General features: G+C 65.2%; 27 protein-coding genes. 22 read left to right on the plus strand and 5 right to left on the minus strand.

Annotation, left to right across the window (positions count from 1 at the left end):
• Nucleotides 1-98: 98 nt before the first annotated feature.
• From K414_RS0109965 to K414_RS0109995, 7 genes are all read left to right on the plus strand, one after another.
• The gene (locus tag K414_RS0109965; protein ID WP_027495816.1) at nucleotides 99-1,457 is read left to right on the plus strand and encodes a salicylate synthase; all 1,359 of its coding nucleotides are present in this window, start codon (nucleotides 99-101) and stop codon (nucleotides 1,455-1,457) included.
• Complete coding sequence (gene panD, locus K414_RS0109970) at nucleotides 1,457-1,873, plus strand: aspartate 1-decarboxylase (protein ID WP_027495817.1); 417 nt, start codon at nucleotides 1,457-1,459, stop codon at nucleotides 1,871-1,873. The genes K414_RS0109965 and panD overlap by 1 nt, the downstream gene beginning before the upstream one ends.
• Nucleotides 1,870-3,165, plus strand: coding sequence for a SidA/IucD/PvdA family monooxygenase (locus K414_RS0109975; protein ID WP_027495818.1), 1,296 nt, complete (start codon nucleotides 1,870-1,872; stop codon nucleotides 3,163-3,165). Before panD ends, K414_RS0109975 begins: the two co-directional genes overlap by 4 nt.
• An 11-nt stretch (nucleotides 3,166-3,176) precedes the next feature.
• On the plus strand, nucleotides 3,177-4,235 hold the full coding sequence (locus tag K414_RS0109980) for an iron chelate uptake ABC transporter family permease subunit (RefSeq protein ID WP_027495819.1): 1,059 nt from the start codon (nucleotides 3,177-3,179) through the stop codon (nucleotides 4,233-4,235).
• A complete protein-coding gene (locus K414_RS0109985; RefSeq protein WP_032388931.1) occupies nucleotides 4,235-5,293 on the plus strand; it encodes an iron chelate uptake ABC transporter family permease subunit in 1,059 nt (352 codons plus the stop codon). Before K414_RS0109980 ends, K414_RS0109985 begins: the two co-directional genes overlap by 1 nt.
• Entirely contained in the window at nucleotides 5,290-6,099 is an 810-nt protein-coding gene (locus K414_RS0109990; protein WP_027495821.1) for an ABC transporter ATP-binding protein, read from the plus strand. Before K414_RS0109985 ends, K414_RS0109990 begins: the two co-directional genes overlap by 4 nt.
• Nucleotides 6,100-6,178: 79 nt before the next feature.
• Complete coding sequence (locus tag K414_RS0109995) at nucleotides 6,179-7,072, plus strand: siderophore-interacting protein (protein WP_027495822.1); 894 nt, start codon at nucleotides 6,179-6,181, stop codon at nucleotides 7,070-7,072.
• Here K414_RS0109995 and K414_RS0110000 read toward each other — a convergent pair.
• A complete protein-coding gene (locus tag K414_RS0110000) occupies nucleotides 7,069-8,262 on the minus strand; it encodes an FAD-dependent monooxygenase (RefSeq protein WP_027495823.1) in 1,194 nt (397 codons plus the stop codon). The two genes, K414_RS0109995 and K414_RS0110000, sit on opposite strands and share 4 nt — an antisense overlap.
• 115 nt (nucleotides 8,263-8,377) lie before the next feature.
• On the opposite strand from K414_RS0110000, the gene K414_RS0110005 reads away from it, so the two are divergent.
• The 3 genes from K414_RS0110005 to K414_RS0110015 are packed head-to-tail and all read left to right on the plus strand — an operon-like array spanning nucleotide 8,378 to nucleotide 12,042.
• Nucleotides 8,378-9,418, plus strand: coding sequence for an iron ABC transporter substrate-binding protein (locus K414_RS0110005; protein ID WP_027495824.1), 1,041 nt, complete (start codon nucleotides 8,378-8,380; stop codon nucleotides 9,416-9,418).
• A 9-nt stretch (nucleotides 9,419-9,427) separates the two neighbouring features.
• Complete coding sequence (locus tag K414_RS0110010; protein ID WP_237606165.1) at nucleotides 9,428-10,990, plus strand: ABC transporter permease subunit; 1,563 nt, start codon at nucleotides 9,428-9,430, stop codon at nucleotides 10,988-10,990.
• Between the two features lie 2 nt (nucleotides 10,991-10,992).
• A complete protein-coding gene (locus K414_RS0110015; RefSeq protein WP_237606166.1) occupies nucleotides 10,993-12,042 on the plus strand; it encodes an ABC transporter ATP-binding protein in 1,050 nt (349 codons plus the stop codon).
• Between the two features lie 51 nt (nucleotides 12,043-12,093).
• On the opposite strand, the gene K414_RS0110020 is transcribed toward K414_RS0110015, so the two are convergent.
• Nucleotides 12,094-13,497, minus strand: coding sequence for an MDR family MFS transporter (locus K414_RS0110020; protein WP_027495827.1), 1,404 nt, complete (start codon nucleotides 13,495-13,497; stop codon nucleotides 12,094-12,096).
• Between the two features lie 63 nt (nucleotides 13,498-13,560).
• Between K414_RS0110020 and K414_RS0110025 the strand changes: the two genes are divergently transcribed.
• Together K414_RS0110025 and K414_RS0110030 are read left to right on the plus strand one after the other, a co-directional pair.
• The gene (locus tag K414_RS0110025; protein ID WP_027495828.1) at nucleotides 13,561-14,445 is read left to right on the plus strand and encodes a phosphoribosylaminoimidazolesuccinocarboxamide synthase; all 885 of its coding nucleotides are present in this window, start codon (nucleotides 13,561-13,563) and stop codon (nucleotides 14,443-14,445) included.
• Nucleotides 14,442-16,571, plus strand: coding sequence for a S9 family peptidase (locus K414_RS0110030; protein ID WP_027495829.1), 2,130 nt, complete (start codon nucleotides 14,442-14,444; stop codon nucleotides 16,569-16,571). The genes K414_RS0110025 and K414_RS0110030 overlap by 4 nt, the downstream gene beginning before the upstream one ends.
• Nucleotides 16,572-16,611: 40 nt before the next feature.
• On the opposite strand, the gene K414_RS0110035 is transcribed toward K414_RS0110030, so the two are convergent.
• The gene (locus K414_RS0110035) at nucleotides 16,612-17,286 is read right to left on the minus strand and encodes a response regulator (protein WP_027495830.1); all 675 of its coding nucleotides are present in this window, start codon (nucleotides 17,284-17,286) and stop codon (nucleotides 16,612-16,614) included.
• Nucleotides 17,283-18,776 (minus strand): sensor histidine kinase, encoded by a 1,494-nt coding sequence (locus tag K414_RS0110040; RefSeq protein ID WP_230073743.1) that lies wholly within the window; start codon nucleotides 18,774-18,776, stop codon nucleotides 17,283-17,285. Before K414_RS0110040 ends, K414_RS0110035 begins: the two co-directional genes overlap by 4 nt.
• A gap of 234 nt (nucleotides 18,777-19,010) precedes the next feature.
• Here K414_RS0110040 and K414_RS0110045 point away from each other — a divergent pair, with 234 nt between their 5' ends.
• The 5 genes from K414_RS0110045 to K414_RS0110065 all read left to right on the plus strand — a co-directional run bounded on the left by K414_RS0110045 (nucleotide 19,011) and on the right by K414_RS0110065 (nucleotide 23,601).
• Nucleotides 19,011-20,408: a cation:dicarboxylase symporter family transporter gene (locus K414_RS0110045; protein WP_027495832.1), complete on the plus strand. Its 1,398-nt coding sequence runs from the start codon at nucleotides 19,011-19,013 to the stop codon at nucleotides 20,406-20,408.
• Between the two features lie 131 nt (nucleotides 20,409-20,539).
• Nucleotides 20,540-21,049 carry a glutathione peroxidase gene (locus tag K414_RS0110050; RefSeq protein WP_027495833.1) on the plus strand — a complete coding sequence of 170 codons (510 nt, stop codon included), beginning with the start codon at nucleotides 20,540-20,542 and terminating at the stop codon, nucleotides 21,047-21,049.
• Between the two features lie 55 nt (nucleotides 21,050-21,104).
• On the plus strand, nucleotides 21,105-21,806 hold the full coding sequence (locus K414_RS0110055; RefSeq protein WP_027495834.1) for a DUF2334 domain-containing protein: 702 nt from the start codon (nucleotides 21,105-21,107) through the stop codon (nucleotides 21,804-21,806).
• A gap of 170 nt (nucleotides 21,807-21,976) precedes the next feature.
• Nucleotides 21,977-22,780 (plus strand): hydroxyethylthiazole kinase, encoded by an 804-nt coding sequence (thiM, locus tag K414_RS0110060; RefSeq protein WP_027495835.1) that lies wholly within the window; start codon nucleotides 21,977-21,979, stop codon nucleotides 22,778-22,780.
• A gap of 182 nt (nucleotides 22,781-22,962) precedes the next feature.
• Nucleotides 22,963-23,601 (plus strand): LppP/LprE family lipoprotein, encoded by a 639-nt coding sequence (locus K414_RS0110065; RefSeq protein ID WP_027495836.1) that lies wholly within the window; start codon nucleotides 22,963-22,965, stop codon nucleotides 23,599-23,601.
• Here K414_RS0110065 and K414_RS0110070 read toward each other — a convergent pair.
• Nucleotides 23,598-24,236 (minus strand): MBL fold metallo-hydrolase, encoded by a 639-nt coding sequence (locus tag K414_RS0110070; protein WP_027495837.1) that lies wholly within the window; start codon nucleotides 24,234-24,236, stop codon nucleotides 23,598-23,600. The two genes, K414_RS0110065 and K414_RS0110070, sit on opposite strands and share 4 nt — an antisense overlap.
• Before the next feature lie 100 nt (nucleotides 24,237-24,336).
• On the opposite strand from K414_RS0110070, the gene purS reads away from it, so the two are divergent.
• The 5 genes from purS to K414_RS29105 are packed head-to-tail and all read left to right on the plus strand — an operon-like array spanning nucleotide 24,337 to nucleotide 25,993.
• Nucleotides 24,337-24,573 (plus strand): phosphoribosylformylglycinamidine synthase subunit PurS, encoded by a 237-nt coding sequence (gene purS, locus K414_RS0110075; RefSeq protein ID WP_027495838.1) that lies wholly within the window; start codon nucleotides 24,337-24,339, stop codon nucleotides 24,571-24,573.
• Nucleotides 24,570-25,247: a phosphoribosylformylglycinamidine synthase subunit PurQ gene (gene purQ / locus K414_RS0110080; RefSeq protein WP_027495839.1), complete on the plus strand. Its 678-nt coding sequence runs from the start codon at nucleotides 24,570-24,572 to the stop codon at nucleotides 25,245-25,247. The genes purS and purQ overlap by 4 nt, the downstream gene beginning before the upstream one ends.
• 34 nt (nucleotides 25,248-25,281) lie before the next feature.
• Complete coding sequence (locus K414_RS0110085) at nucleotides 25,282-25,632, plus strand: VOC family protein (RefSeq protein ID WP_027495840.1); 351 nt, start codon at nucleotides 25,282-25,284, stop codon at nucleotides 25,630-25,632.
• Between the two features lie 7 nt (nucleotides 25,633-25,639).
• Nucleotides 25,640-25,804, plus strand: a complete 165-nt coding sequence (locus K414_RS29360; protein ID WP_196250494.1) for a hypothetical protein — start codon at nucleotides 25,640-25,642, stop codon at nucleotides 25,802-25,804.
• A gap of 27 nt (nucleotides 25,805-25,831) precedes the next feature.
• Nucleotides 25,832-25,993 (plus strand): hypothetical protein, encoded by a 162-nt coding sequence (locus tag K414_RS29105; protein WP_155288495.1) that lies wholly within the window; start codon nucleotides 25,832-25,834, stop codon nucleotides 25,991-25,993.
• Nucleotides 25,994-26,018: the final 25 nt, after the last annotated feature.

The following is a 26,018-nucleotide window of genomic DNA, read 5'->3' on the forward strand; positions in this document are numbered from 1 at the left end:
GTTAGCGTTCCCTATCGAAGGCGCGCGCCGATGCCGACCGCAGACGTTGCGCGCAATGCGCGGTCACGGACCGATTCACCGTCAGGAGTGCACACACAATGACCGTTGTCGAAGAAACGACGATGGACACGGCCGAGGGGACCGAACTGCAGCGGGGACTGCGTACGGTCGTCGCGTTGGCGGAGTCCGGATTGTTCGACGAGTACGTCGTGTACGAGGACCGGGGACGCTGGGTGTTCGCGGGCGGCGTGGTCGCTCGCATCGTGCTTCGGCCCCACCTCGTGACCACCACCTGGGGGGCCGGAGAACCGACCGAGCGGAGCTGGTCCGGTAACCCGGCAGCGGCCCTGAGCGAGGCGTGCACGGGCCTGACCCGAGAACAGTGGAACGCTTACGGATTCGTCGGTTTCGGGTTCGCGGAGCACCTGCACGACGTCGATCGGTCCACTGCCGCCGGGCGCGACGCCGACGACATCCTCGCGCACCTGGTGGTGCCCCGCGTCGAGGTCCGCTTCGGCCGCGAACACGATGCCGTCGAGGTGACCGGCAGCGACGAGGACCGCGCCTCGGTACTGGCCGCGCTCGACGCGATCGGCGGCGACGAGCTGCCGACCGTGCACGCTCTCGACGTCGGCGGAGATCTCGACGACTACCGCGGCCGCGTCGAACAGGCCGTAACGGAAATCCGACGGGGCGACTACGCCAAGGTCATTCTGTCCCGGAGCGTGCGTATCCCATTCGATCTCGACATGCCGGGCACCTACCGCGCCGGGCGTACGGCGAACACTCCGGCCCGCTCTTTTCTGCTGCATCTCGGCGATCTGCGTGCCGCAGGCTTCAGCCCGGAATTGGTCGCCTCCGTCGACGCACACGGGATCGTCACCACCGAGCCGCTCGCGGGAACGAGGGCGTTCGGACTCGGTTCCGATGCCGACTCGGCAGCGAAGTCCGATCTCGAACAGGATCCGAAAGAGATCACCGAACACGCTGTGTCCGTGCGTACCTCGTTCGAGGAACTCGAATCGATCGCCAGCCCGGGGTCGACGGCCGTCTCGGACTTCATGAGCGTGCGCGAACGGGGAAGTGTCCAACATCTCGCGTCCACCGTGCGCGCACGCCTGCGCGAGGACCTGTCCTGCTGGGATGCCTTCGGTGCCCTGTTTCCGGCCGTCACGGCGTCGGGGATCCCGAAGAAGGAGGCCATCGACGCCATCGGTCGGCTCGACGACTCACCGCGCGGCCTGTACTCCGGTGCCGTCGTGAAGGCATCATCGACGGGAGAATTCGAAGCAGCACTCGTGCTGCGCGCCGTCTACGAGCAGCAGGGTTCCGCATGGCTGCGTGCCGGAGCCGGCATCGTCGGCCAGTCCAAGCCCGAACGTGAATTCGACGAGACCTGCGAGAAGCTCGCCAGCGTTGCCCCATATCTCGTCCGTAAGAAGGAGAACGACGCCTGATGCACCGCACCATGCTGGGTGGAAAGATCCACCGTGCCACTGTCACTCACGCCGATCTGCACTACGTCGGGTCCATCACGATCGATTCGACTCTGATGCAGGCGGCCGATCTGATCGAGGGCGAACAGGTCCACGTCGTCGACATCACCAACGGCGCTCGCTTGGTCACCTACGTGATCGAAGGCCATCCGGGATCCGGCGTGATCGGAATCAACGGTGCCGCGGCCCATCTGGTGTCTCCGGGTGATCTGGTGATCATCATGTCGTTCCGTCAGGTCGAGAACGCCGAGCTGCCCACACACAGTCCCTCCGTGGTGCACGTCGACTCGGACAACAGCATCGTTGCCCTCGGAGTGGACCCTGCCGAACCGGTCCCCGGTGCGCTCGATCAGATGTCGGGGGCGAGCATCCGATGAGCCCGAGCGACGACTACAGCAGCGACCTCGACGGCGAATACGACATCGTCGGGGTCGGCTTCGGGCCCTCCAACCTCGGCTTGGCCATCGCGATCGAGGAACACAATCGACAGTGTGCTCCGGCCGAGCGCCTGACGTCGTGCTTCGTCGAGTCGAAGGACGAGTTCGCTTGGCACCCCGGAATGTTGCTGCCGGGAACCACGATGCAGATCTCCTTCCTCAAAGACCTTGCCACCCAGCGCAATGCGAGCAGCGAGTACACGTTTCTGTCGTATCTCGCCGAACGGGGCCGGCTCAACCACTTCATCAATCTGCAGACGTTCTTCCCCAGCCGGCTCGAGTTCCACGACTACCTGTCCTGGGCCGCAGGCAAAGTCGACGCCGCGGTGCACTACGGCACGCGGGCGTCCGCGGTCGTCGACACCGGTGACGGTTACGGCGTCCGCACCGAGGGGCGGCGCACCGGGACCGTCCGCGGCCGCAACATCGTGCTCGCCGGCGGCCTGACCGCGGCCCTGCCGGACGGAGTCAGCGCGTCGGCGCGGCAATTCCACAATCACGACCTGCTCGGCCACCTCGACCGGCTGCCGTCGCGCACTCACCGCACGTTCGTCGTCGTCGGTGCCGGGCAGAGCGCAGCCGAAGTGGTCGACTACCTGCATTCGACCTATCCGGACGCGTCCGTGCATGCGGTACTGCGCAAGTACGGGTACAGTCCGGCCGACGACAGCCCCTACGCCAACCGCATCTTCGATCCGACCGCCGTCGACGACTTCTACTCGTCCTCGCATTCTCTGCGCGATCAGCTGCTCAACTATCACCGCGGAACCAACTACTCCGCCGTCGACTTGCCCCTGATCGAGGAGCTGTACGCGCGCGAGTACGCCGAGCGGGTCAGCGGACAGCGCCGGCTGTTCGTGCACGGAGCCTCCCGACTGGCCGATGTCACGGAGGAGGCGTCGGGCGTGCGGGCATCGGTGGAACACGGGCCGACAGGACTGGCCGAGGACGTGCTGTGCGACGCTGTCGTCTATGCCACCGGCTTCACGTCACTCGATCTGCCCGACATCCTCGGGCCGTTGTTCGACGCCGTCGAATTCGATGCGCACGGTCCGCGCGTGACGCGGGACTACCGGCTCGTCACGCGTGGATCGACAGTGGGTTCGATCTACCTGCAGGGCGGCACCGAGCACACCCACGGTTTGACGTCCTCTCTGCTGTCCAACATCGCTGTGCGCAGCGGTGAGATCGTCAAGTCCGCGGTGGGTGCGAGGGTGCGTTCGGTGGTGTGAAACGGCGGGGTATCACTGCGGGCGACGAGCCGGAACAGAGCGATGTTCCGGCTCTCGTCGGTGGTCTGGCCCGAACCGATGCCGGCAGGACCGCCGGTCTGATTCTCGTCGTCGCCGTCCTCGCGATTCTGTGCCTGGTGAGTATCGCTGTGGGAGCCGAGAACATCGCTGTCGGTGACGTGTGGCACGCATTGTGGTCGTCGAACGGTTCCACCGATGCGGTGATCGTCCGTGAGCTCCGAGTTCCGCGGACCGTGCTCGGTGTGCTCGTCGGTACCGCGCTCGGCGTCGCGGGCGCGCTGATCCAGGCGATGACGCGCAACCCGTTGGCCGACCCGGGCATTCTGGGCGTCAATGCCGGAGCGGCACTCTTCGTCGCCTTCGCAGTCGGGGTGTTGGGCGTGACCGACGTTCGGTTCTATGTGTGGTTCGCGTTCGTCGGTGCCGTTCTCGCCACCGTCGCGGTGTACGCGCTGGGTTCGGTGGGGCGAGCGGGTCCCACTCCGATTCGCTTGACGCTCTCCGGTATTGCCCTCGGTGCGGTGCTCGGCGGCGTCACCTCCGGGATGCTGCTGCTGGACCCGGACGCCTTCGCCAGGATGCGGTTCTGGGGCGCAGGCTCGTTGGCGGGTCGAGGCCTCGACATCGCGGCGGCCACCGGCCCGTTCGTCGTACTCGGACTGTGCCTGGCTGCGCTCGTCGCGCGTCCGCTCAATGCGATCGCACTGGGCGACGAGCTGGCCCGGTCGTTGGGTGCCAATGCGCTTCGGACGCGGACCGTCGGGGTCGTTGCGGTGACCCTGTTGGCCGGAGCGGCGACAGCGGCGGCGGGACCGGTCGGGTTCGTGGGGCTGATGGTGCCGCACATGGTGCGCTGGTTCGTCGGGCCGGACCAGCGTTGGATTCTGATCCACACCGTGTTCGCGGCACCGGCCTTGCTGTTGTTCGCCGACCTCGTCGGCCGAATCGTCATCGAGCCGGGGGAGTTGCAGGTCGGTATCGTCACCGCTTTCGTCGGGGCCCCCGTCCTGATCCTGTTGGTCCGCCGAAAGAAGGCGAGCGGGCTGTGATCCGGGCACCGCGCGCCGGGAACATCGACTTCGGCAGAAAGGTGTGGATCGTTCGCACAGTCCTGGGCGCACGAATCGACGTTCGTACGGTCCTCGTCTGCGCGGCCCTGCTGTTGCTGACAGCGGTTGTCGCCGTCCTCGCGATCGGCACCGGCGATTACCACGTTCCACCGGGCCAGGTGCTCGCAGCGGTGTTCGGCGACGCCCCGCGCATCACCGAGATCGTCGTCATGCAGTCGCGGTTCCCCCGGGTTGCGCTGGCATTCCTGTTCGGAGCTGCCCTGGGGGTGTCGGGTGCGATCTTTCAGTCGTTGACGCGAAATCCGTTGGGCAGCCCGGACATCATCGGCTTCTCGACCGGCGCGTACACCGGCGCTCTCGTCGTCATCCTGACGCTCGGCGGCGGTTACTACCGGACCGGAGCGGGCGCGCTCGTCGGCGGACTGGTGGCCGCCGCCGTCGTGTACGTGCTCGCCTACAAGCGCGGCGTGCAGGGCTTTCGATTGATCATCGTCGGTATCGCGGTCAGTGCCGTCCTGGCGTCCGTCAATACCTGGCTCGTGGTGAAAGCCGATGTCTCCGAGGCAATCGCAGCCGCCGTCTGGGGCGCGGGCACACTCAACGGGCTGGGGTGGCCGCAGGTGGTTCCCGTTCTCGTGGCCCTCGCTGTCGTCACCCCCGTGGCGGCGGCGCTGTCGACACGGCTACCGGTACTCGAGATGGGTGACGACGCGGCGAGAGCGCTCGGAATCCGCGTCGAGCCGACGCGTCTGATGCTGGTGATTCTCGGGGTCGCCCTCACGGCACTGGTCACGGCCGCAGCGGGGCCCATTTCGTTCGTTGCGCTCGCGGCGCCGCAGTTGGCTCGGCGACTCACCGGTACCTCGTCGGTGGCGATGGTGCCCGCGGCGTGCATGGGCGCTCTGCTCCTGATCGTCAGTGACGTTGCAGCGCAACGAGTGTTCGCACCCACTCAACTTCCGGTCGGCGTGGTGACGGTCTGTGTGGGCGGCGCGTACTTCGTCTGGTTGTTGGCACGAGAAGGGCGGAAGCAATGACGACGAGGCCACGCCTGTACGCGGACGGCATCACCGTCGGATACGACAAACGAATCATCAGCGAGAAGTTGACCGTCGACATTCCCGACGGCAAGTTCACCGTGATCGTCGGGCCGAACGCCTGCGGTAAATCGACACTGTTGCGCGCGTTGTCGCGGCTGCTGAAGCCGACCGGCGGCACGGTATTGCTCGACGGCAAGTCCATCTCGTCGTACCCGGCGAAGGAGGTCGCCCGCCGACTCGGGCTCCTGCCGCAAACCTCCATCGCGCCGGACGGCATCTCGGTGGCCGATCTGGTTGCGCGAGGCCGCTATCCGCATCAGAAGTTGATTCGGCAATGGTCCGTCGCGGACGAGGCCGCGGTGGTGGAGGCCATGACTGCGACCGGAGTGACGTCGCTGTCGGCCCGTCCGGTCGACGAGCTGTCCGGTGGACAGCGGCAAAGAGTGTGGGTGGCAATGGTTCTCGCGCAACAGACACCGCTGTTGCTCTTGGACGAGCCGACGACCTTTCTCGACATCGCGCACCAGATCGAACTTCTCGACCTGCTGGCCACGTTGAATCGGGACAACGGCAACACCCTCGTCGCGGTGTTGCACGATCTCAACCACGCATGTCGATACGCCGACCACATCATCGCGATGAAGGACGGCGCGGTGGTCACCGAGGGCCCACCGGCGGAGATCGTCACCGCCGACTTGGTGGAGGCGGTGTTCGGACTGCAGTGCCGCATCATCGACGATCCCGAATCGCACACTCCGTTGGTGATACCCAAGGTGGCCGCTGGCAGGCTAGGCAAGGCTTAGTTTAGAATCGAACAGAATTGCCGCCGAGTTAGCCTGAGGGTTCTCGCACAGTCGGACGAGAGATGTATCGAGGACGAAGATGACCGATCAGCAGCGTGGTTTCCACTACGCCGACGTCGTTGCGGTGGAGCAGCTCACCGTGCACATGGTGCGCGTCACCTTCGGCGGCGAGCACGTCGCCGGTTACCGCACGCTCGGGGCACCCGACGAGTGCGTCGGGGTCTACTTTCCGCGTGAAGGCGAGTCGGCACCGCCGCCGATGACCGAGGTCGACGGCCTGTGGTGGTTCCACGGCCTCGAGAACGCGCCGGAGGGCCGGAACTACACGATCCGACGCGTCGATCCCGACCGCGGCCAGTTGACCATCGACTTCTTCGCACACGAGGGTGGCGTCGCGGCCACCTGGGCCCAGCAGGCCGCCCCCGGTCAGACGGTGCTCTTCACCCGTCCGCGGTCGTGGTACTCACCGCCCGCCGACGTCGATTGGCTGCTGCTGGTGGCCGATATGACCGGGGTTCCTGCACTGGGTCGGCTGATCGAGCAGTTGCCCGCAGGCACCCGCGCACACGCGATTGTCGAGGTACTCGAACGCGGCGACATCCAGACGTTCGAGACAGCCGCCGACGTGACGTTCGATTGGCGTATCGGATCCGGGAACGGTGACAGCGCCAGCGTGCTCGACGACGCGGTGCTCGCATACCCGTTGCCCGAGGGACGCGGTTACGTGTGGTTCGCCGCAGAGGCGTCGTCCTCGCGCCGGGTACGCAAGTACTTCCGCAAGGACTTGGGTTACGAGAACAAGTATTTCGACATCATCGGCTACTGGCGCGCTGACTCGGAGAAGTGGCTCGAAAAGTACAAGCAGTACCAGGAGGAGGCGCTTGCGGTGTACAACGGCGTCATCGAATCCGGCCGCACCGAGCAGGAAGCCAGCGAGGCGTTCGACGCGCTGCTCGAGCGGGTCGGGCTCTAACGCCGAAATTCGTAGTCGGGCAATTCCAGCGTCGCCGCGTCGGGACCGAGGAATCTGCTCGTGACCGCCTGGACCGGCTTCGATCCGGCCAGGCGCAGCACGGTGCGAAAAGCAGCTACTCCCACAGTCGTTTTCGGATGCGCGACGCGAGGCACGCCGGGCGGAAGCTTCTGAGCCTGATTCACGAACGGACGCATGCGCGCCTCGAAGGCCTCGAACCCGGTGCGATGATCGCGCGCTCGGGCGAGTTCCCCGGCGAGCACGTAGGCCCCGGTGACCGACAACGTGGTGCCCATCCCGCTCAATGGTGTTGCGCACCAAGCAGCGTCGCCCAGCATGCCGATTCTGCCGTTCGACCAGCGTTGGGCCTGCACCTGGGCCAGATAGTCGACGTAGAGCTCCGAACCCGGTCCGAGCGAATTCAAGATTCTGGGCACTTCCCAGCCGACGTCGGCGAACGTCGCTCGCAGGGCGGCCACGACTTCTTCGGTAGACGCGGTTTCGTACCCGCCATCGTCGGACACCCAGGACAGGCTGAAACGCGTCGTGCCGAGGTTGTCCGGGCGCAGATTGGCGACCCTGGATCCGGGGGCGTTGTACCAGCGCCACCAGCCGTCGTCACTCGGTCCCTTCGGCAAGACCCCGTAGGCGGTGTACAGGCCGACGGGCGTGGTCTCCGCCTCGGCAGGAAACGCCAGTTCTCTGCTACTGGAACGGATCCCGTCGGCGAACAGGACGAGGTCGAACCTTTCCGCTGCGTTCGACGCGAACGTGACATCGACGCCGTCGGCATCCTGAGCCACGTCGACGACGCGATCGCCGTACCGGTACTCGGTTCGCGGACCGGCTGATTCGACGAGAATCCGCGCGAACTCGCCGCGCAGAATCTCCATCTCCGCCGTCGGCCCGTCGTGTGATCCGTCTCCGGCCGGAAAGGCCGCGATGGTGGCGTCGGAATCGTCGACGAATCTGGTGCCCTTCTCGGTGGTGCCGTTGGCCAGCAGGGTCTGCTCCAGACCCATGCGCCGCAGCACCTCGCGTCCACTACCGCGGACGTCGATGTTCTGGCCGCCCAGACGCAGCTGCGGACTGCGCTCGACGACGACGACGTCGTATCCCGCTCTGTCGAGCCAGTAGGCGACGGTGGGGCCGGCGATGCTGGCACCGGTGACGAGCACGCGTTCGGTCATCGGGCGGGAATGCCCGGGCGGCCGGTCGTTCAATCCGGGGGGAAAGTAGCTGAGCCTCACCTTGGTGGTGTACTTTCTCGAATTGTCCGTTTGACCCGTTTTCGTCAGGAGAACCGTGTTCACCGTTCGCCGTCTGGCGCTGCTCTCGTGCAGTGCAACCCTTGCCCTCGGTTTGGTCGCCTGCAGCTCTTCGGACTCGGGTGACACCACCTCCACCTCCGAGTCCGCCACCGCAGAGTCCGCCCTGGTGGTGTACTCCGGCCGCGGCGAAGAACTCGTCGACCCCCTGATCGAACGCATCGGCGGCGGCGTCGAGGTCGACTACTCGGGCAACACCAACGCCCAGGCCGCCAAGATCCTCGAAGAGGGCGACGCGACGCCGGCCGACGTCTTCTACGGCCAGGATGCAGGTGCACTGGGGGCCCTCGACGAAGCAGGGGCGCTCGCACCGCTGCCCGAGGACATCCTCGCGCTCGTCCCCGAGCAGTACCGCGGCACCGACGGCACCTGGGTCGCCACGTCCGCACGGGCCCGCGTGCTGGCCTACAACTCCGATTCGGTGCAGGCAGCAGACCTGCCCACCGGTATCGACGGACTGCTCGACCCACGCTGGCGCGGACAGATCGGCTACGCACCCACCAACGCGTCGTTCCAGGCGTTCGTCACCGCATTGCGCGTGCAGCGCGGCGAGGAGGGTGCGCGCACCTGGCTCGAAGGATTCGTCGCCAACGAGCCGGTCGCGTTCGAGGGCAACGGTCCGCTGCTGACCGCCGTCAACGACGGACAGGTCGCCACGGGACTGCTCAACCACTACTACTGGTACCCGTTCAAGGACGAGAACGGTGCCGACGCTCCCGTCGAGCTGCACTACTTCGAGCCCGGCGACCCCGGCGCATTGATCAACGTCGCCGGTGCCGGTGTGCTGGCGGCGTCGGACAACCAGGAAGCGGCATTCGATTTCGTGCGCGAGCTGCTCTCGACCGAATCGCAGACATACTTCGCCAACGAGACCGCCGAATACCCCGTCATCGACGGCGTCACGTCCGACTACGACCTGCCGCCGCTGTCGGACCTGGGTTCGACCGACCTCGACCTGGGCCGGCTCTCGTCCCTCGAAGCCACGCAAACCCTGCTCACCGACGTCGGAATCATCTAGTCGGTGTTCGTGTCCGCACTCCAGCCGCTTCGGCGGCGCCACTTCGGCGGTCGTCCCGTTCTCGGGACGACCGCGTTGTGCGTGGGAGCGCTGACGCTGACACCCTTGGTGTACCTGTTCGTTCGAGCGTTCGACGGCGGAACCGAGAAGGTACTGCGGCTGCTCCTGCGGCAACGCACCCTCGACCTCGTTGTCCGGACGGCCACGCTCGCGCTCACCGTGGTGGTCGCCTCCGTCGTGGTGGGCACGCTGCTCGCCTGGTTGACCGTCCGAACCGATCTACCGGGTCGACGCATCTTCTCGATGATCCTCGCGGCACCGCTGGCCATCCCGTCGTACGTGTCCGGGTATCTGTGGATCGCTGAATTACCCTCCCTTGCAGGATTTTCCGGTGCTGCGCTGGTGCTCACGTTGTCGTGCTTCCCGCTGGTGATGTTGCCGGTGTCCGCGGCGTTCGCCACCGCGGACCCGTCGTTGGCCGAGGTCTCGCGAACCCTCGGTCGAGGCGCTGTACGCACCGCGCTGACCGTCGAGTGCCGTCGCGTCGTTCCGGCTGCGGCAGCAGGCGCGTTGTTGGTGGCGCTGTACACCATCAGTGACTTCGGGGCGGTGGCACTGATGCGGTACGACGCCTTCACTCTGGGCATCTACAGCGCCTACCGCGGCGGGCTCGATCGCACCGCGGCCGCTGTTCTCGGGTTGGTCCTCGTGGTGGGCGCGTTGGTGTTGACCCTCCTCGAACGGCGTGCTCGACGCGGGGCCACGGCGCGCGTGGGATCGGGTACCGACCGGATGGCCGAGCCTGTGGTTCTCGGCCGGTGGCGCGTGCCTGCTCTGGCCGTTATCGTTGCAGCCCTCGGTGTTTCGGTGCTGGTACCGATTCTGGCCCTGGCGCGATGGCTCAGTCGATCGCTGCGCTTCACCGTCGACTGGGCGGACGTGCTGGCTGTCAGCGCCAAGACAGTTCAGTACTCGGCGACTGCTGCTCTGGTGGTAGCCGTGCTTGCGTTGCCGGTGGCGTTGTTCGCGGCCCGGTCCACGTCCCGCAGTGCGCGCACCGCCGAGTTGTCCACGTACATTGCGCACGGTCTCCCGGGTATCACCGTGGGACTGGCGACGGTGTTTCTCGGAATCAGATTTCTGCCGTCGTTCTATCAGACCGCGGTGCTGCTGGTGCTGGCGTACGTGGTGCTGTTCCTGCCGTTGGCCGTCGGCAGCACCCGATCGGTCGTCGACGCCACTCCGGTTGTGCTCGAGGATGTTTCACGGACCCTCGGTGCCGGGCGAGTGCGCACCGACCTGCGGGTGACGATTCCTGTCGCCGCGCCCGGCATCGCGGCCGGAGCCGCCCTGGTGTTCCTGACCGTCGCCAAGGAATTACCGGCGACGTTGATGCTGCGTCCCCGCGGTGTGGACACGCTCGCGACCACGCTGTGGTCCACCACCGAGGCATTCCGCTACGGCGAGGCAGCCCCTTACGCCCTCGCGTTGATCCTGATCTCTGTGGTCCCGACGATCGTCCTGACTCGGGCGCTGCGGCGTACGACGCGAAAGCGAGTGACACTGTCATGAGCATGGTGATGTCCGATCTCGTTGCCTCCTACGGCAGTACGACGGTGCTGCACGGAATCGATCTCGACCTCGGCGACGGTGAGATGCTCGCCGTTCTCGGACCCTCAGGCTGCGGCAAGACGACTCTGCTGCGATCGATCGCAGGCCTGCACCGTATCGACGCGGGCCGCATCACCGCCGACGGGCGCGACCTCTCCGTCGCCGGGCGTGTTCAGGTGCCACCGGAGAAGCGGGGAGTAGGCCTGATGCCGCAGGAAGGTGGACTGTTTCCACATCTGACGGTGCGCCGAAACATCGAATTCGGTTTGCGCACAGGGTTCGTGCGGCCGTACCTGTCGGGCCGAGCCGAACGGGCCCGACGCGTCGACGAGATGCTCGAGCTCGTCGGACTGCCCGACGCCGGTGCGGTTCGACCCAGCGAACTCTCGGGCGGGCAGCAGCAGCGGATCGCGTTGGCGCGCGCGTTGGCCCCGGCTCCGTCGGTGGTGTTGATGGACGAGCCGTTCGCTGCTCTCGATGCAGGTCTGCGGACCTCGATTCGGCAGGACGTGCGAGAGTTGTTGCTCACCAGCAAGACCGCGTCGATTCTCGTCACCCACGATCGGGCCGAGGCTCTGGGCACCGCGGATCGGGTTGCGGTTCTGCTGGGCGGGCGCTGTGCGCAGGTCGATACGCCGCGTGCACTGTACGAGCGGCCCACCACGCCGGCTGTGGCGAGCTTCGTCGGCGACGCCTATTACGTCGACGCTGCCGCGCTCGACGGTTGGGTCGACACCGTTCTCGGTCGTCTCGAATCCACCACCAGGGCAACGGGTATGGGGCAGGTCTTGCTCCGGCCCGAACAGTTGGTGGTCTCGGAGCGCGAGGACGGCGAATTTCTCGTCGAACACGAAGTGTTCACCGGCCCCGAATGCTCGGTCACTGTGCGACACCGCGATACCGGGCTCCGGCTGCGCGTCGTCGCTCGGGCCTGCGACCGATTCGCTCCCGGTACAGCCGTGAAGGTCTCGGTGACCTCACCGGTGCACTGGTTTCCGCGTTCGGTGCGTTGATGCCGTGACGCAGGGTTCCGGTCGCGGTACGCGGCGGGACCAGTGGGCGAGTTATCGGGCCGTGCGCCTGGGCATGAACACCGCAGCGACAGTCATCAGGACGGCGGCGACCAGCACTCCGATGAAGACCAGATGGATGGCGTCGGACAGTTGTTCGGGTTCTGGATCTCCGGACACACGGGCGTTGACGATGGCACCGAACACCGCGACGCCGACGGCGCTACCGAGTGAACGGGCGAACATGTTGGTGGAGGTGACGACGCCGCGTTCGGCCCACTCGACGCTCGACTGTGCGGCGATCAAGGTGGGGCTCGCGATCAACCCCATGCCGAGGCCGATGACGAAGCACATCGCCGCGACGTGCCAGATCTGCGAATCGGCGTCGAGCAGAGTCGTCAGTGCCGTACCCACGATCCCGATCGAACCGCCGACCACTGCCGTCGTGCGGAAGCCGAAGCGCAGGTACACCCGCCCGGACTGGGATGCCGCGATCGGCCAGCCGAGGGTCAGCGTGGACAGCGAGAAGCCGGCGATGATGGCTCCGGTGCCGAACACGCCCTGTACGAAGGTCGGGACGTAGGACGTCAGTCCCAGGATCAATGCGCCGACGAGCAACGAGATGAAGCTGCTGACCACAAGCACCCGCCGGGTGAACACCCACAGCGGCAGGATCGGCTCCTCGGCGCGGGACTCGACCCATGCGAACACCGCCAGCAGTAGGAAGCCCACGACGAAGATCGCGATGCTGATCGGCGAACCCCAGGCCCAGGACTGGCCGCCTTCGAGCAGGCCGAGGAGCACCATCGTCGCGCCGACGGTGAGCAGAGCGGCACCGAGGTAATCGATCTTCGGCTTGGCGCGTTCGACAGCGCCTTCCTCGAACTTGCGCAGCAACATGAACGCCGCCACCGCGCACAGCGGAATGTTGATGAAAAAGATCCACCGCCACGACAGGTACTCGGAGAAGACGCCACCGAGGGCGGGGCCGAGCACCGAAGAGATCGCCCACACGCTGGCCAGGTAGCCCTGCACCTTGGCGCGCTCGGGCAGCGTGTAGATGTCGCCTGCGATCGTGATGGACATCGGCTGCACGGCACCCGCACCGAGTCCCTGAATCGCGCGGAAAGCAATCAGAGCAGGCATGCTCCACGCCAGGCCGCACAGAATCGAGCCCAGGCAGAACACCGCGATGCCGAACACCATGATCTTCTTACGCCCGAACAGATCGGACAATTTGCCGTAGAGCGGCACCGAGACAGCCTGTGCCAGCAGGTAGATCGAGAACAACCACGGGAACTGCGCGAACCCGCCGAGGTCGCCGACGATGGTGAGCACCGCAGTGGCGATGATCGTCGCGTCCAGCGCAACCAGCGACGAGCTGAGCATCAGCGCGATCAGGATGGGACCGCGTTCGGAGCGGAATCCGATGTCCGGGGTCGATTCGGTCGTTGCCATTGCTACTCATTGTGATCCCTGCCCGCCGACGTGGCGGCACCGGCCCAGATAGTGTTGAGCCTCGTGCGACCATCACTGAGTAGCTACGAGCATCTGACCGGCGGCAAGGTCCGCGATCTGTACACGATCGACGACGCGCATCTGCTGCTCGTCGCGAGCGATCGAATCTCGGCCTACGACCACATCCTCGACACCCCGATCCCGGACAAGGGACGGGTGTTGACGGCGATGAGCGTGTTCTTCTTCGAGGAGCTCGGCGGCGTCAACCACCTGGCCGGTGATCCGCTCGACGAACGCATCCCCGCCGAACTGCTCGGCCGCGCCCTGGTGGTGAAGAAGCTGAACATGGTGCCGATCGAGTGCGTTGCTCGCGGCTATCTCACCGGATCCGGGTTGGCGGACTACAACGCGACCGGTGCCGTGTGCGGCGTCGAACTGCCGCCCGGCCTGATCGAATCGAGCAAACTCGACGAGGTCATCTTCACTCCTGCCGCCAAGGCCGAACTGGGTGAGCACGACGAGAACATCACCTTCGACCAGGCCGTCGAACTGGTCGGTGCCGAGCTGGCCTTCAAGCTCCGCGAAGACACCATCGAGATCTATTCGCGTGCAGCCAACTTCGCTCTGGAACGCGGAATCATTCTCGCGGACACCAAGTTCGAGTTCGGGACCGATGCCGACGGCAACCTCGTTCTCGCCGACGAGGTGCTCACCCCCGATTCCTCACGCTACTGGCCTGCCGACTCGTACGAAGAAGGTCGCGTTCAGCCCAGTTTCGACAAGCAGTTCGTTCGCGACTGGCTGACCGGCGAATCCGGCTGGGACCGAGCGTCCGACACCCCACCGCCACCGTTGCCCGACGACGTCGTCGCCGCAACGCGCAGCCGCTACATCGAGGCCTACGAGCGCATCTCGGGCCTGAACTTCGACGATTGGGTCACGCCATGACGATCACCCCTCCCATTGCCAAGAAGGTGCCGCAGGGGCGCACCCATCACGGCGACACGTTCATCGACAACTACGAGTGGTTGCGCGCCAAGGAAGACCCCGAGGTGATCGCCTACCTCGAAGCCGAGAACGCGTACACCGAGCAGCAGACGGCCGGACTGGAAGCACTCCGCGGCACGATCTTCGACGAGATCAAATCGCGCACCCAGGAGACCGACCTGTCCGTGCCGACGCGCATGGGCCAGTGGTGGTATTACTCGCGCACCGTCGAGGGTAAGTCGTACGGCCTCCAATGCCGTTGCCCCGTCGACTCTCCCGACGACTGGACACCGCCGACGCTGTCTTCCGACGTGGACGTACCCGGTGAGCAAATCCTGCTCGACGCGAACGTCGAAGCCGAGGGTCACGACTTCTTCTCGCTCGGTGCATTCTCGATCAGCCTCGACGGCACGTTGCTGGCGTACTCGACCGACACAGAGGGCGACGAGCGGTACACACTGCGCTTCAAGAACCTCGAAACCGGAGAACTGCTGGCCGACACCATCGAGAACGTCGCGCCGGGAGCCACCTGGACCGCCGACGCCACCCACGTCTTCTACCTGACGGTCGACGAATCCTGGCGTCCCGACACCGTCTGGCGACACACCCTCGGTAAGGCCGAGGACGTCAAGGTCTTTCACGAGCCCGACGAAAGCTACTGGGTCGGCTTCGGTTCCACCCGTAGCGAGAAGTACCTGATGATCTGGGTCGGTTCCAAGATCACCTCCGAGTGCCTCGTCCTGGAATCCACCGATCCCGAGGGCGAGTTCCGCGTCGTACTGCCGCGCACGGACGGCATCGAGTACAGCATCGAACACGCCGTCGTGGCCGGTGAGGATCGCTTCCTCATCACCCACAACGGCTCGGTCAACGGCTGGGGTACCGAGGGGGAGAAGGCCGAGAACTTCCTGCTCGCCGAGGCCCCGGTGAGCGATCCACTCGATCAGCGCATTCTGGTTCCACACCGCGACGACGTCCGAGTCGAGGACATCGACGCCTTCGCCGGACACCTGATCTTCACCTACCGCCGAGAAGCGTTGACCCGCATGGCGATCTGGCCGCTGACCGACGAGGGATACGGCGAATACCGCGAGCTCGAGTTCGACGAGGAGCTCTATTCGGTCGGAGCCGGCTCGAACCCGGAGTGGGACCAGCCCCTGCTGAGGATGGTCTACACCTCCTTCATCACCCCCGGTCAGGTGTACGACCTGGATATCGCGAGCGGGGAATTGCTGCTCCGCAAATCGCAGCCGGTTCTCGGTGAGTTCGACGCCGGCGACTATGTGCAGCACCGAGAGTGGGCGACCGCGCCGGACGGAACAGAGATTCCGCTGTCGGTCATCGCTCGCAAGGACGTCCCCGAGGGTCCTGCTCCCACGCTGCTGTACGGCTACGGATCGTACGAGGCATCGATGGACCCGTCGTTCTCGGTGGCGCGGTTGTCTCTGCTCGACCGCGGCATCGTTTTCGTCGTCGCACACGTGCGCGGCGGCGGCGAGATGGGTAGGCACTGGTACGACCAGGGCAAGACGCTGCAGAAAAAGAACACGTTCACCGACTTCATCGCTGCCGCACAGCATCTCATCGGCACCGGCCGTACCTCACCGAAGCATCTGGTTGCCGACGGCGGCAGCGCAGGTGGTCTGCTGATGGGTGCGGTGGCCAACCTCGCACCCGAGCTGTTCAACGGCATCCTGGCCAACGTTCCGTTCGTCGACCCACTCACCTCCATCCTCGACCCGTCGCTGCCGTTGACGGTGATCGAATGGGACGAGTGGGGAAACCCGTTGGCGGACAAGGAAGTGTACGACTACATGAAGTCGTACAGCCCCTACGAGAACGTCGAGGCCAAGGACTACCCGTCGATCCTCGCGATCACGTCCATCAACGACACCCGCGTCCTGTACGTCGAACCGGCCAAATGGGTTGCGGCCCTGCGTGCTACGAAGACCGGTGACTCGGACCTGCTGCTCAAGACCGAAATGAGCGCCGGTCACGGCGGAGTCAGCGGGCGTTACGAGAAGTGGAAGGAAGCGGCTTTCGAGTACGCGTGGATCGTGAGTGCGGCTGGCGCCGCAGTGGAGTGATCAAGCGCCCCAGGGGGCACTCAACCACACCACTGGCGCGTCAGCGCCACACGTAGCGGACCTGCGGTCGCCCGGCTTTACCGTATTCGGTGTGCCGGGTGACCAGGCCGTCGTCGGCCAGTCGTTCGAGGTAGCGCCAGGCCGTCACCCGGGATACGCCGACAACCTTGGCCGCCTCGGAGGCGTTGAGGCCGTCGACGGATTGCTTGACGCTGGCGGTGATGCCGTCCATCGTCTGTGGGGCTATGCCTTTGGGGGTGGAGACGCGTTCGTCGGCCGTGCGTAGATGCGCCATCGCACGGTCGATGTCTCGCTGACTGGACGCGTTCTCGCCGGCGGGTAATGCATCGTGGAATTCGCGATAGCGCTCGAGCTTGTCGCGGAACGCAGCGAACGTGAACGGTTTGAGCAGATACAGCACGATGCCGTGCGCCACTGCCGAACGAACTACCGACAGATCACGTTCGGAGGTGATGGCAATGACGTCGGGGCTCGGACGAAGACCGCCGAGCGCCGCAGCGACGTCGATGCCACTGGCGTCGGGCAGCCCGATGTCCAGCAACACCAGATCGACGGGTTCGGTGCTGGCGAATCGCATGGCCGCAGCGCCGGTGTGTGCGACTCCGGCCACGTCGAAACCGGGCGTTCGCTCCACGTACGTCTTGTGTGCCTCGGCGATGAGCGGTTCGTCGTCGACGATCAGTACGCGGATCACGACGTCGCTCCCGGAATGGTCGCAACCAACACCGACCCGTACGTCACTTCCGAGGTCAACGTGCCACCGTGCCGCGTGATCACCTGCGTCACGAGCGCGAGGCCGAGTCCGCGAGATCCCGATTTGGTCGAGTATCCCCGCCGGAGAGCAGCTTTCAAGGTTTCCGGTGGCATGCCGGGACCACTGTCGGCCACCCGGACGACGAGTTCACCGTCGGCGTCGCGGACCGTCACTTCGACCCACGGCTGGTCGGATTCTTTCGAGGCATCGATCGCATTGTCTATCAGATTGCCTACCAGCGTCACCAATTCGCGAGCAGTCAGAACCCCTTCGTGTTCCATCGCCGTGTCGTCGGTGATCGTCAGCTCGACGCCCTGTTCGGCAGCCTGGCTGACCTTGCCGAGCAACAGCGCCGCGAGCGCAGGCTCGCCGACCGCGTTCATCAACCGGTCGATGAGCGTCTGCGAGAGTTCGAGGTCGGCCGTCGCGAATTCGACGGCTTCTTCGGGCCGACCGAGCTCGACCATCGTGATGACCGTGTGCAATCGATTCGCCGCCTCGTGCGCCTGCGAGCGCAGTGACTCCGCGAAACTGCGCACCGAATCCAATTCGCCCATCAACGAACGCAACTCGGTCTGATCGCGAATCGTCAGGACGTTACCCAGGCGTTTGCCCTCCCACATGACCGGATCCTGGTTGACGACGAGTACACGATCTTTCGTCAGGTGCAGCTCACCGCGGACGATCCCGGTGTCCATCTGTTGCATCGACTCCGGCAACGACGTCAGCGACACCGGCCCGTCCGGTAGGTCGAGAAGGCGTCGGGCCTCGTCGTTGACCAACTCCGCCTCGTCGCTGCGTCCGAACACCAACAGGCCCTCGCCGATGGAATGCAGAACGGCGTCGTGATGCTCGTACATCGTCCGCAATTCGGCCGGAGCCATTCCCAATGTCTGACGCCGTAGCCGGCGGCTGAGCAGCGTCGAACCGGCCGCAGCGACGACGAAGGCCGCGAGCACGACGGCGAGGATCAACGGCAGGCCTTGCAGGAACTGATCGCTGATCTTCTGGCGGGTGACTCCAGCGGACACGAGACCGACGATCTCGCCGTCGGTATCGGTGACGGGTGTGACCGCCCTGATGGACGGGCCGAGAGAGCCCACGTACGTCTCGGTGAACGTCTCACCGAGCAGTGCGCGATCGATGTTGCCGCTGAACGGTTTACCGATCAGGTCGACGGTGGTGTGCGTGAAGCGGGTGCGATCGGGAGCCATGACGACGATGAAGTCGACCCCGGTGACCTGCCTGATCTTCTCCGTTTCCGGCTGCAGACGAGACGTCGGGTCTTCGGATTCGATGGCCAGCGGCGTCGACGGTTCGTTGGCGATACTCACCGCGATCGCCGTCACCTCACGTCGGGTGGCGTCGTCGCTGTTAGACCTCTCGTTGAGGATCGTCAGTATCCCGCCGGCGAGAACGACGACGGCCATGACGACCAGTTGCAGGACCAAAACCTGGCCCGCCACGCTCAGCGGCCGCTTCGAGGACAACACATTCCTTTCGGACAAGAAACATCGATGTGAACAGAATGAACGTATAGGTGACTCCAGTCACTGGGTGCAGCAACATCATCTCTCAGCAGGGGTGACCCACCTCACTCCACCCGCGACAGTTACGAAGTCCGCAGTTCGACTCGCGCTTCACTTGAACCAGAAGGAACATTCATGACAACCATCGATGCGGAGCGGTTCGACAATCCGCCCACCGAGCCCAAGAAGAAGCGCGACAAGACTCACTGGCTCTACATCGCGGTGATCATCGCCGTCATCGCCGGAGTCATCGTCGGCCTGGTGTGGAAGGACTTCGGCGTCTCGCTGGCCGTGCTCGGCACGCTCTTCGTCAGCCTGATCAAGATGATGATCAGCCCGGTCATCTTCTGCACCATTGTCCTCGGCATCGGTTCGGTCCGCGCGGCAGCCAGTGTCGGTCGCGTCGGCGGCTTGGCCCTGGCCTACTTCCTCAGCATGTCCACCATCGCGCTCGGTATCGGCATGGTCGTCGGCAACCTGATCCAGCCCGGTGACGGTCTGGACATTCCGCCCAGCGGTGGAGCCGATGAACTGGTCAAGACGGCCGAGGCGGCCGGCGGCACGATGGACTTCATCGCAGGCATCATTCCGACCTCGCTGCTGTCGTCGCTCACCGCAGGCTCGGTACTGCAGACGTTGTTCGTCGCCATCCTCGTCGGCTTCGCCCTGCAGGCCATGGGCAAGAGCGGCGAAGGCATCCTCAAGGGCATCGGTGCAGTACAGAAGCTCGTCTTTCGCATCCTGACGATGATCCTGTGGCTCGCCCCGATCGGTGCTTTCGGTGCCATCGCCGGTGTCGTCGGCAAGACCGGATTCGACGCGGTACTGCAGCTCGGCACTCTGATGCTGGCCTTCTACGTCACCTGCTTCATCTTCGTGTTCTTCTTCCTCGGCCTGATCTTGAAGTTCGTTTCCGGCTTCTCGATCTTCAAGCTGGTCAAGTACCTGGCCCGTGAGTACCTGCTCATCGTCGCCACCAGCTCGTCCGAGTCGGCCCTGCCGCGTCTGATCGCCAAGATGGAGCACGTCGGAGTCGAGCGCACCACCGTCGGCATCGTCGTCCCCACCGGCTACTCGTTCAACCTGGACGGCACCGCGATCTACCTGACGATGGCCTCGATCTTCATCGCCGACGCCATGAACCTGCCGCTCTCGATCCCCGAGCAGTTCTCGCTGCTGCTGTTCATGATCATCGCCTCCAAGGGTGCAGCCGGAGTCTCCGGAGCAGGCCTGGCCACGCTGGCCGGCGGCTTGGAAAGTCATGCCCCTCAGCTGCTGGACGGCGTCCCGATCATCGTCGGAATCGACCGGTTCATGTCCGAGGCTCGCGCCGTCACCAACTTCTCGGGTAACGCCGTTGCCACCTTGCTGGTCGGCACCTGGACCAAGACCCTGGACAAGGAACGAGTCAACACGGTGCTCGACGGCAACCTGCCGTTCGACGAGGAAACCATGGTCGACGACCATTACCCCGAGGACGACCGGCCTGCCGACAAGCAGGTCATCATCGAAAAGAACGCCGCCAAGGCATAAGAACCTGCCGGGCGACGCGCATCCCCCCGTCGCCCGGTTCGGAAGAACGCAAGTACGGCCCTGCCACCAGCGGGGTCGTACTTGCTTTTGTGCGTCGGTTCCATTCTGTCGGTACTCACAGGTAAGTTCGGATGATGACTGAAGTTCAGAACATCGGCATCAACACGCTGGGTGGTGCGCCCACCTCGCTCGACGAGTACGCCGGACGGGCCGTCCTCGTGGTCAATGTCGCGTCCAAGTGCGGACTGACCCCGCAGTACGAAAAGCTGGAGAAGCTCGCGAACGAGTACTCCGCCAGTGGCCTGTCGGTCGTCGGGGTGCCGTGCAACCAGTTCGGTGGCCAAGAGCCCGGCACCGCCGAAGAAATCGAAACTTTCTGCTCCACCACGTACGGCGTCACGTTCGCGATGACCGAGAAGGTCGACGTCAACGGTGACAACCGGCACCCGCTCTACGCCGAACTGACCAAGACCGAGGACGCCGACGGCACCGCCGGAGACGTTCAGTGGAACTTCGAGAAGTTCCTGATCTCCCCGGATGGCGTCGTCACCAACCGGTTCCGCCCGCGCACCGAGCCGGACGCACCCGAGGTCCTCGCCGCGATCGACAAGATCCTGCCGAAGGAAACGATCGCCGTTTAGCTTCTGTCTGCATCGACGTCGAGCCTCGTTCACGCTGGTGTGCGAGGCTCGAGTCATGTCTGGACGCCTGATCGTGTCGGTGAGCGGAATCAAGAACGACACCTACGAGCACGCCGCCGAGTTCGCGCGAGACCTCGACGGACGGGGCGTCCCGCTGTCGCTGCTCGTCGCACCGCGGCTGAAGGACAAGTACCGGCTGGCCGCGGACGTGCCCACCCAGGAATGGTTGCGCTCCCGTCGCGACAGTGGCGACGCCATCGTTCTGCACGGCTACGACCAGGCCGCGACTAAGCGTCGACGTTCCGAGTTCGCCGCACTGCCGCGCCACGAAGCTCGACTGCGACTGATGGCCGCGGACCGCGTCATGGAACAGACCGGTCTGCGCACCCGAGTGTTCGCCGCTCCGCGCTGGATCGCCTCACCCGGAGCCATCGAGGCGCTCCCGGATGCAGGATTCCGAATGATCGCCTCGCTCAACGGTATTCACGATCTCGACCGAGACGGCACCATCCGCGCCCGGGTCTGGGGAATCGGCGAAGGCTTCAAAGCCGAACCCTGGTGGTTCAAAGCACTCGTACTCGGCGCCGGTCGCACCGCCCGACGCGGGGGAGTGGTGCGCCTGGCCATCAGCGCCAAACAACTCGGACGCCCCGCGCCCCGACAGGCAATCCTCGATGCCATCGACCTCTCCCTGCACCACAACGCCGCAGCCGGACTCTACGAATGGATCCCGCGCACCAAAACTCGTGTGGCCTGACTCCTCGCTGCCTCACCCCGCCCCGCCCCGCCCCCGGCTTGCTCTGTACCTCCAATTGGGATCAATGTGGCTTTCAGTCACTCAGATTGCAAGAAAGGCGCATTGATCCGAAGGGGGTGGGGTGGTCCATTGACGCGAACGGGGTGGGAGCGGTCGTAGACTCGACAGCGATGAATGCCTCGAGTGTGACCCTGGACGACATCGTTGCCGCGCATCGACTGCTGCGTGATCGCAATCCGCTGGTGCAGTGTCTGACCAATACGGTGTCGGTGCAATTCGTCGCCAACGCCCTGCTCGCGGCAGGTGCGGCTCCGGCGATGGTCGACAATCCGGAGGAAGCGGCCGGCTTCGCCGAGATCGCCGACGCGGTGCTGGTCAATCTCGGAACTCCGACGGCTGCGCAGGTGGAAAGTTCTCGTCTGGCGTCCGCTGCCGCGCGTGTAGCGGGGAAGCCGTGGGTACTCGATCCGGTGGGCGCGGGCGGGCTGCCGTGGCGAACCCAGGTCGCGCTGGAACTACTTGCCAACCGGCCCAGTGTGATTCGCGCAAATGCTTCCGAGGTGATGGGACTCGCGGGCGCTGAGGGTGGATCGAGAGGCGTGGATTCGTCTGCACACGTGGCGGACTCCGTCGACGCGGCGCGTTCTCTCCTCGACCGCGCCGAGGTCGTAGCGGCCTCGGGCGAGGTCGACCACATCTTCGCGCAAGGCTCGACGGTGAAGATCGGCGGCGGAAGCGCACTGCTGCAACGAGTTACAGCCACCGGATGCGCGTTGGGTGCGCTGACGGCTGCGTACTGTTCCGTTTCTCCGTCTGAGTTGATCGGTGCCGTCGCCGCGCACGCGCACGTGGCGGTCGCGTCGGAGATTGCGGCTCGCTCGACGTCACGTCCGGGTACCTTCGCCGCTGCATTCTTGGACGGACTCGACGCGGTGGACGAGTCGGCACTGCGGGAATTGGTTCGGCTCGACTGACGAGTGCAACTGGCGCTCCACTCTGTGGCGGCTTCCGCTGAAATACCGCGGAGCGAGCGAACAGTGGAGCAAGAGTTGCCTGCGCCGGCAGGGTTCAGGCCCCTTGATCGAAATTTGATGTAACGGAACATGTTTGCGAGGGGACATACCTGGCGTCGGGCAAATCGAACCAGGCGGTCTTCATGAAACGACTTCTGCTCCTCGCAGTAGGTGCAACAGCTCTCGTCGCGTGCGGCGGATCGGAGCATGGAACGCCGTCGGCAGCACCGTCCTCGGCCGTTCCGGCGGCCACCCAGGCAACCACCCAGACAAGTCCGGCACCGGTGACACCCGACCCGGCCACCGTGACCGAGGGAGCGCAGCCGCAGCGAACGCCACCCGAGGAGGCCAGCGACCTGGTCCCCATGGGTCCGTCGGAAGCCGAGCCACTGTGCCTGGATCTGACGTGGGGGCCGGTACCGCAGGCCGTGGACTCGCTGCCGCTCGTGTTCGCAGATTCACCGTGGGTCGCCACCGACATGGGCGATCCCTGTGCGTCGTTCACCTGGGTCGAAGCCCTCCCGTACGGCGCGACGGTCAGCTCGCCGACGCATCTGCTCTTCTTCCACGACGCCGAGTACCTCGGCACCGCGACGCTGGAGCCGTACGGGTTCACGTCGGTGGCGGCACAGTCCGCCGACACGATCACAGTGAACTACCGCTGGCCACTCGCCGATGACGCCAATGCGAACCCGACCGGCGGTCCGGCCACGATCGACTACCAGTGGGACGGAACGCAAGTGACCATGATCGGCACCCTCCCGCCCGAGGTCACCGGCTAGATCGAGACGGACGATTCCTCGGGGAGTTCGCGGATTTCGGCGTCGGACATGTCCTTGAAGCGGCCGTAGTAGATGCCCCTCGCCTGTTCCGCGACCACGGCCTGATGGATGGGGAAGGCCATTCTCGGTGCCACCGCACGCAGGAACTCGACCGTCTCGGACAGCTTCGACCACGGTGCGGCCGCGGGCAGTGCCAGTACCTCGACCTGTTGCTCGGGAACGAACAACGAGTCACCGGGATGGAACAGTTGCCCCGGGGTCTCGGGAGTGCCGAGAAGGTAACCGGTGTTGTCGATCTCCGGCAGTTCCGGATGGATGACGGCGTGCGTGCCGCCGACTCCGGTGACGGTGATGCCGCCCACGGAGAAGTCCTTGCCCGCCGGGGCCGCGATCCATTTCCCTCCGAGCTGGCCTGCCGTCATGGGATCGGCATGCAGCTCGGCGCGGGGATTGGCGTCGAGAAGCGCGGGAAGTCGCTGCAGATCAACATGATCCGGGTGCTGGTGAGTGACCAGGATGGCGTCGAGTCCGGTGATGCCCTCGAATCCGTGAGAGAACGTGCCGGGATCGAACAGCACCGTGGTGCCGTTGAGTTCGACCAGAACGCAGGAATGTCCGAAGTGTGTCAGCCGCATGCACTCCACAGTAAGCGCGGTTTCGCTCCGCTGGCCAGGGCTGCGTAGACTCCCACCTGCCGGTAACTGTCTTGCTGTACGTATTTCAAGGAGCGCTTTCGTGGCCCGAGTCGTAGTCGATGTCATGCCCAAGGCCGAGATTCTCGATCCGCAGGGTCAGGCCATCGCAGGTGCGCTGGGCCGGCTGGGAATCTCCGGTGTGTCCGATGTGCGTCAGGGCAAGCGCTTCGAGCTGGAGATCGACGATTCCGTCGACGATGCCGAACTCGAGAAGCTTGCCGAATCGCTGCTCGCCAACACGGTGATCGAGGACTGGAAAGTGACCCGCATCTCATGAGCGCCCGCGTAGGAGTCATCACGTTCCCCGGAACTCTCGACGACGTCGACGCATCCCGCGCCGTGACTCTCGCCGGCGGCGAGGCCGTCAGCCTGTGGCACGCCGACGCCGATCTGAAGAACGTCGATGCCATCGTCGTCCCCGGCGGATTCTCGTACGGCGACTATCTGCGGGCCGGTGCGATCGCCCGCTTCGCTCCCGTGATGGAGTCCGTCGTCAAGGCGGCTGAGGGCGGGATGCCGATCCTGGGTATCTGCAACGGTTTTCAGGTGTTGTGCGAGGTCGGACTGCTTCCCGGAGCGTTGACGCGCAACGAGGGCCTGCATTTCGTGTGCCGCGACCAGTGGTTGAAGGTCGAGAATGCCGGCACGGCATGGTCGTCGCGATACGAGCAGGATGCCGAGATCCTGATTCCGGTCAAGAACGCCGAGGGCCGATTCCAGGCATCGCAGAGCGTGCTCGACGAGCTCGAAGGTGAAGGCCGCGTCGTGTTCCGCTACAGCGGGAGCAACCCCAACGGGTCGCAGCGCGGTATCGCCGGAATCTCGTCGGCAAACGGTCGGATCGTCGGCCTGATGCCCCACCCCGAGCACGCCACCGAGCCGTTGACCGGCCCGAGCGACGACGGGCTCGGCATCTTCTACTCGGCACTGGACGCGATCGTCAACGCCTGATTTTCGTGTCGGTGGGTGGGTCTAATCTTCCGCCATGACACTGACCCTGGGCATGATCACGTTCGATTCCCCCGACCCAGGCCCGCTCGCTCGCTGGTGGGCCTCACAGGTCGACGGATCGGTCGTCGAGGAGAACGACGGCTGGTTCTACGTCGTCGCACTCGCTTCGGCCCCGTATCGACTGGCCTTCCAGAAGGTCGACGACCCGTCGCCGGGTAAGAATCGCCTCCACCTCGACATGACCGCCGAGAACCTCGACGACGAGGTCTCTCGGCTGGTCGAGTCGGGTGCGACCGAGGTCCAGCAGCACACCATGGGTGACTTTCGCTGGGTGACGCTCAGCGATCCCGACGGCAACGTGTTCTGCGTATCCGGGGCGCATTGAGCAGCGGATGCCCGCCCAGTCGTGGGTAACGCTCGTCGTTGGCGTTCTGGCCGTCGTCGGGGTCGCTCTCATCGCCAGCACCGAACGCAAGGTGCTGCTTGCCGTTGCGGGCCGGTCTGCACGTCGCGCACTGGCGCAACCGCGCGAAACCGCGCGAAACCGAGGACACTGACGGCGAGAGCGAGCAGGAGGACCCGCGATGACCACCACCGACGAACGCAACATCAAAGCACCACGGCCAACGGTCGCCGCTGCCGCTGCCCGCGCGTACATCACCATGGCCGAACGCGATCATCAACCCGTACCCGACTGGATTCGCGACGCTGCAGCGGGACGACCGACCACTCCGCCGCCTGAATAGCGGGTTTGTCGGCACGTGATCGCAG

The sequence above is a fragment of the Rhodococcus sp. JG-3 genome, from assembly GCF_000482405.1.
GTDB lineage: Bacteria > Actinomycetota > Actinomycetes > Mycobacteriales > Mycobacteriaceae > Rhodococcoides > Rhodococcoides fascians.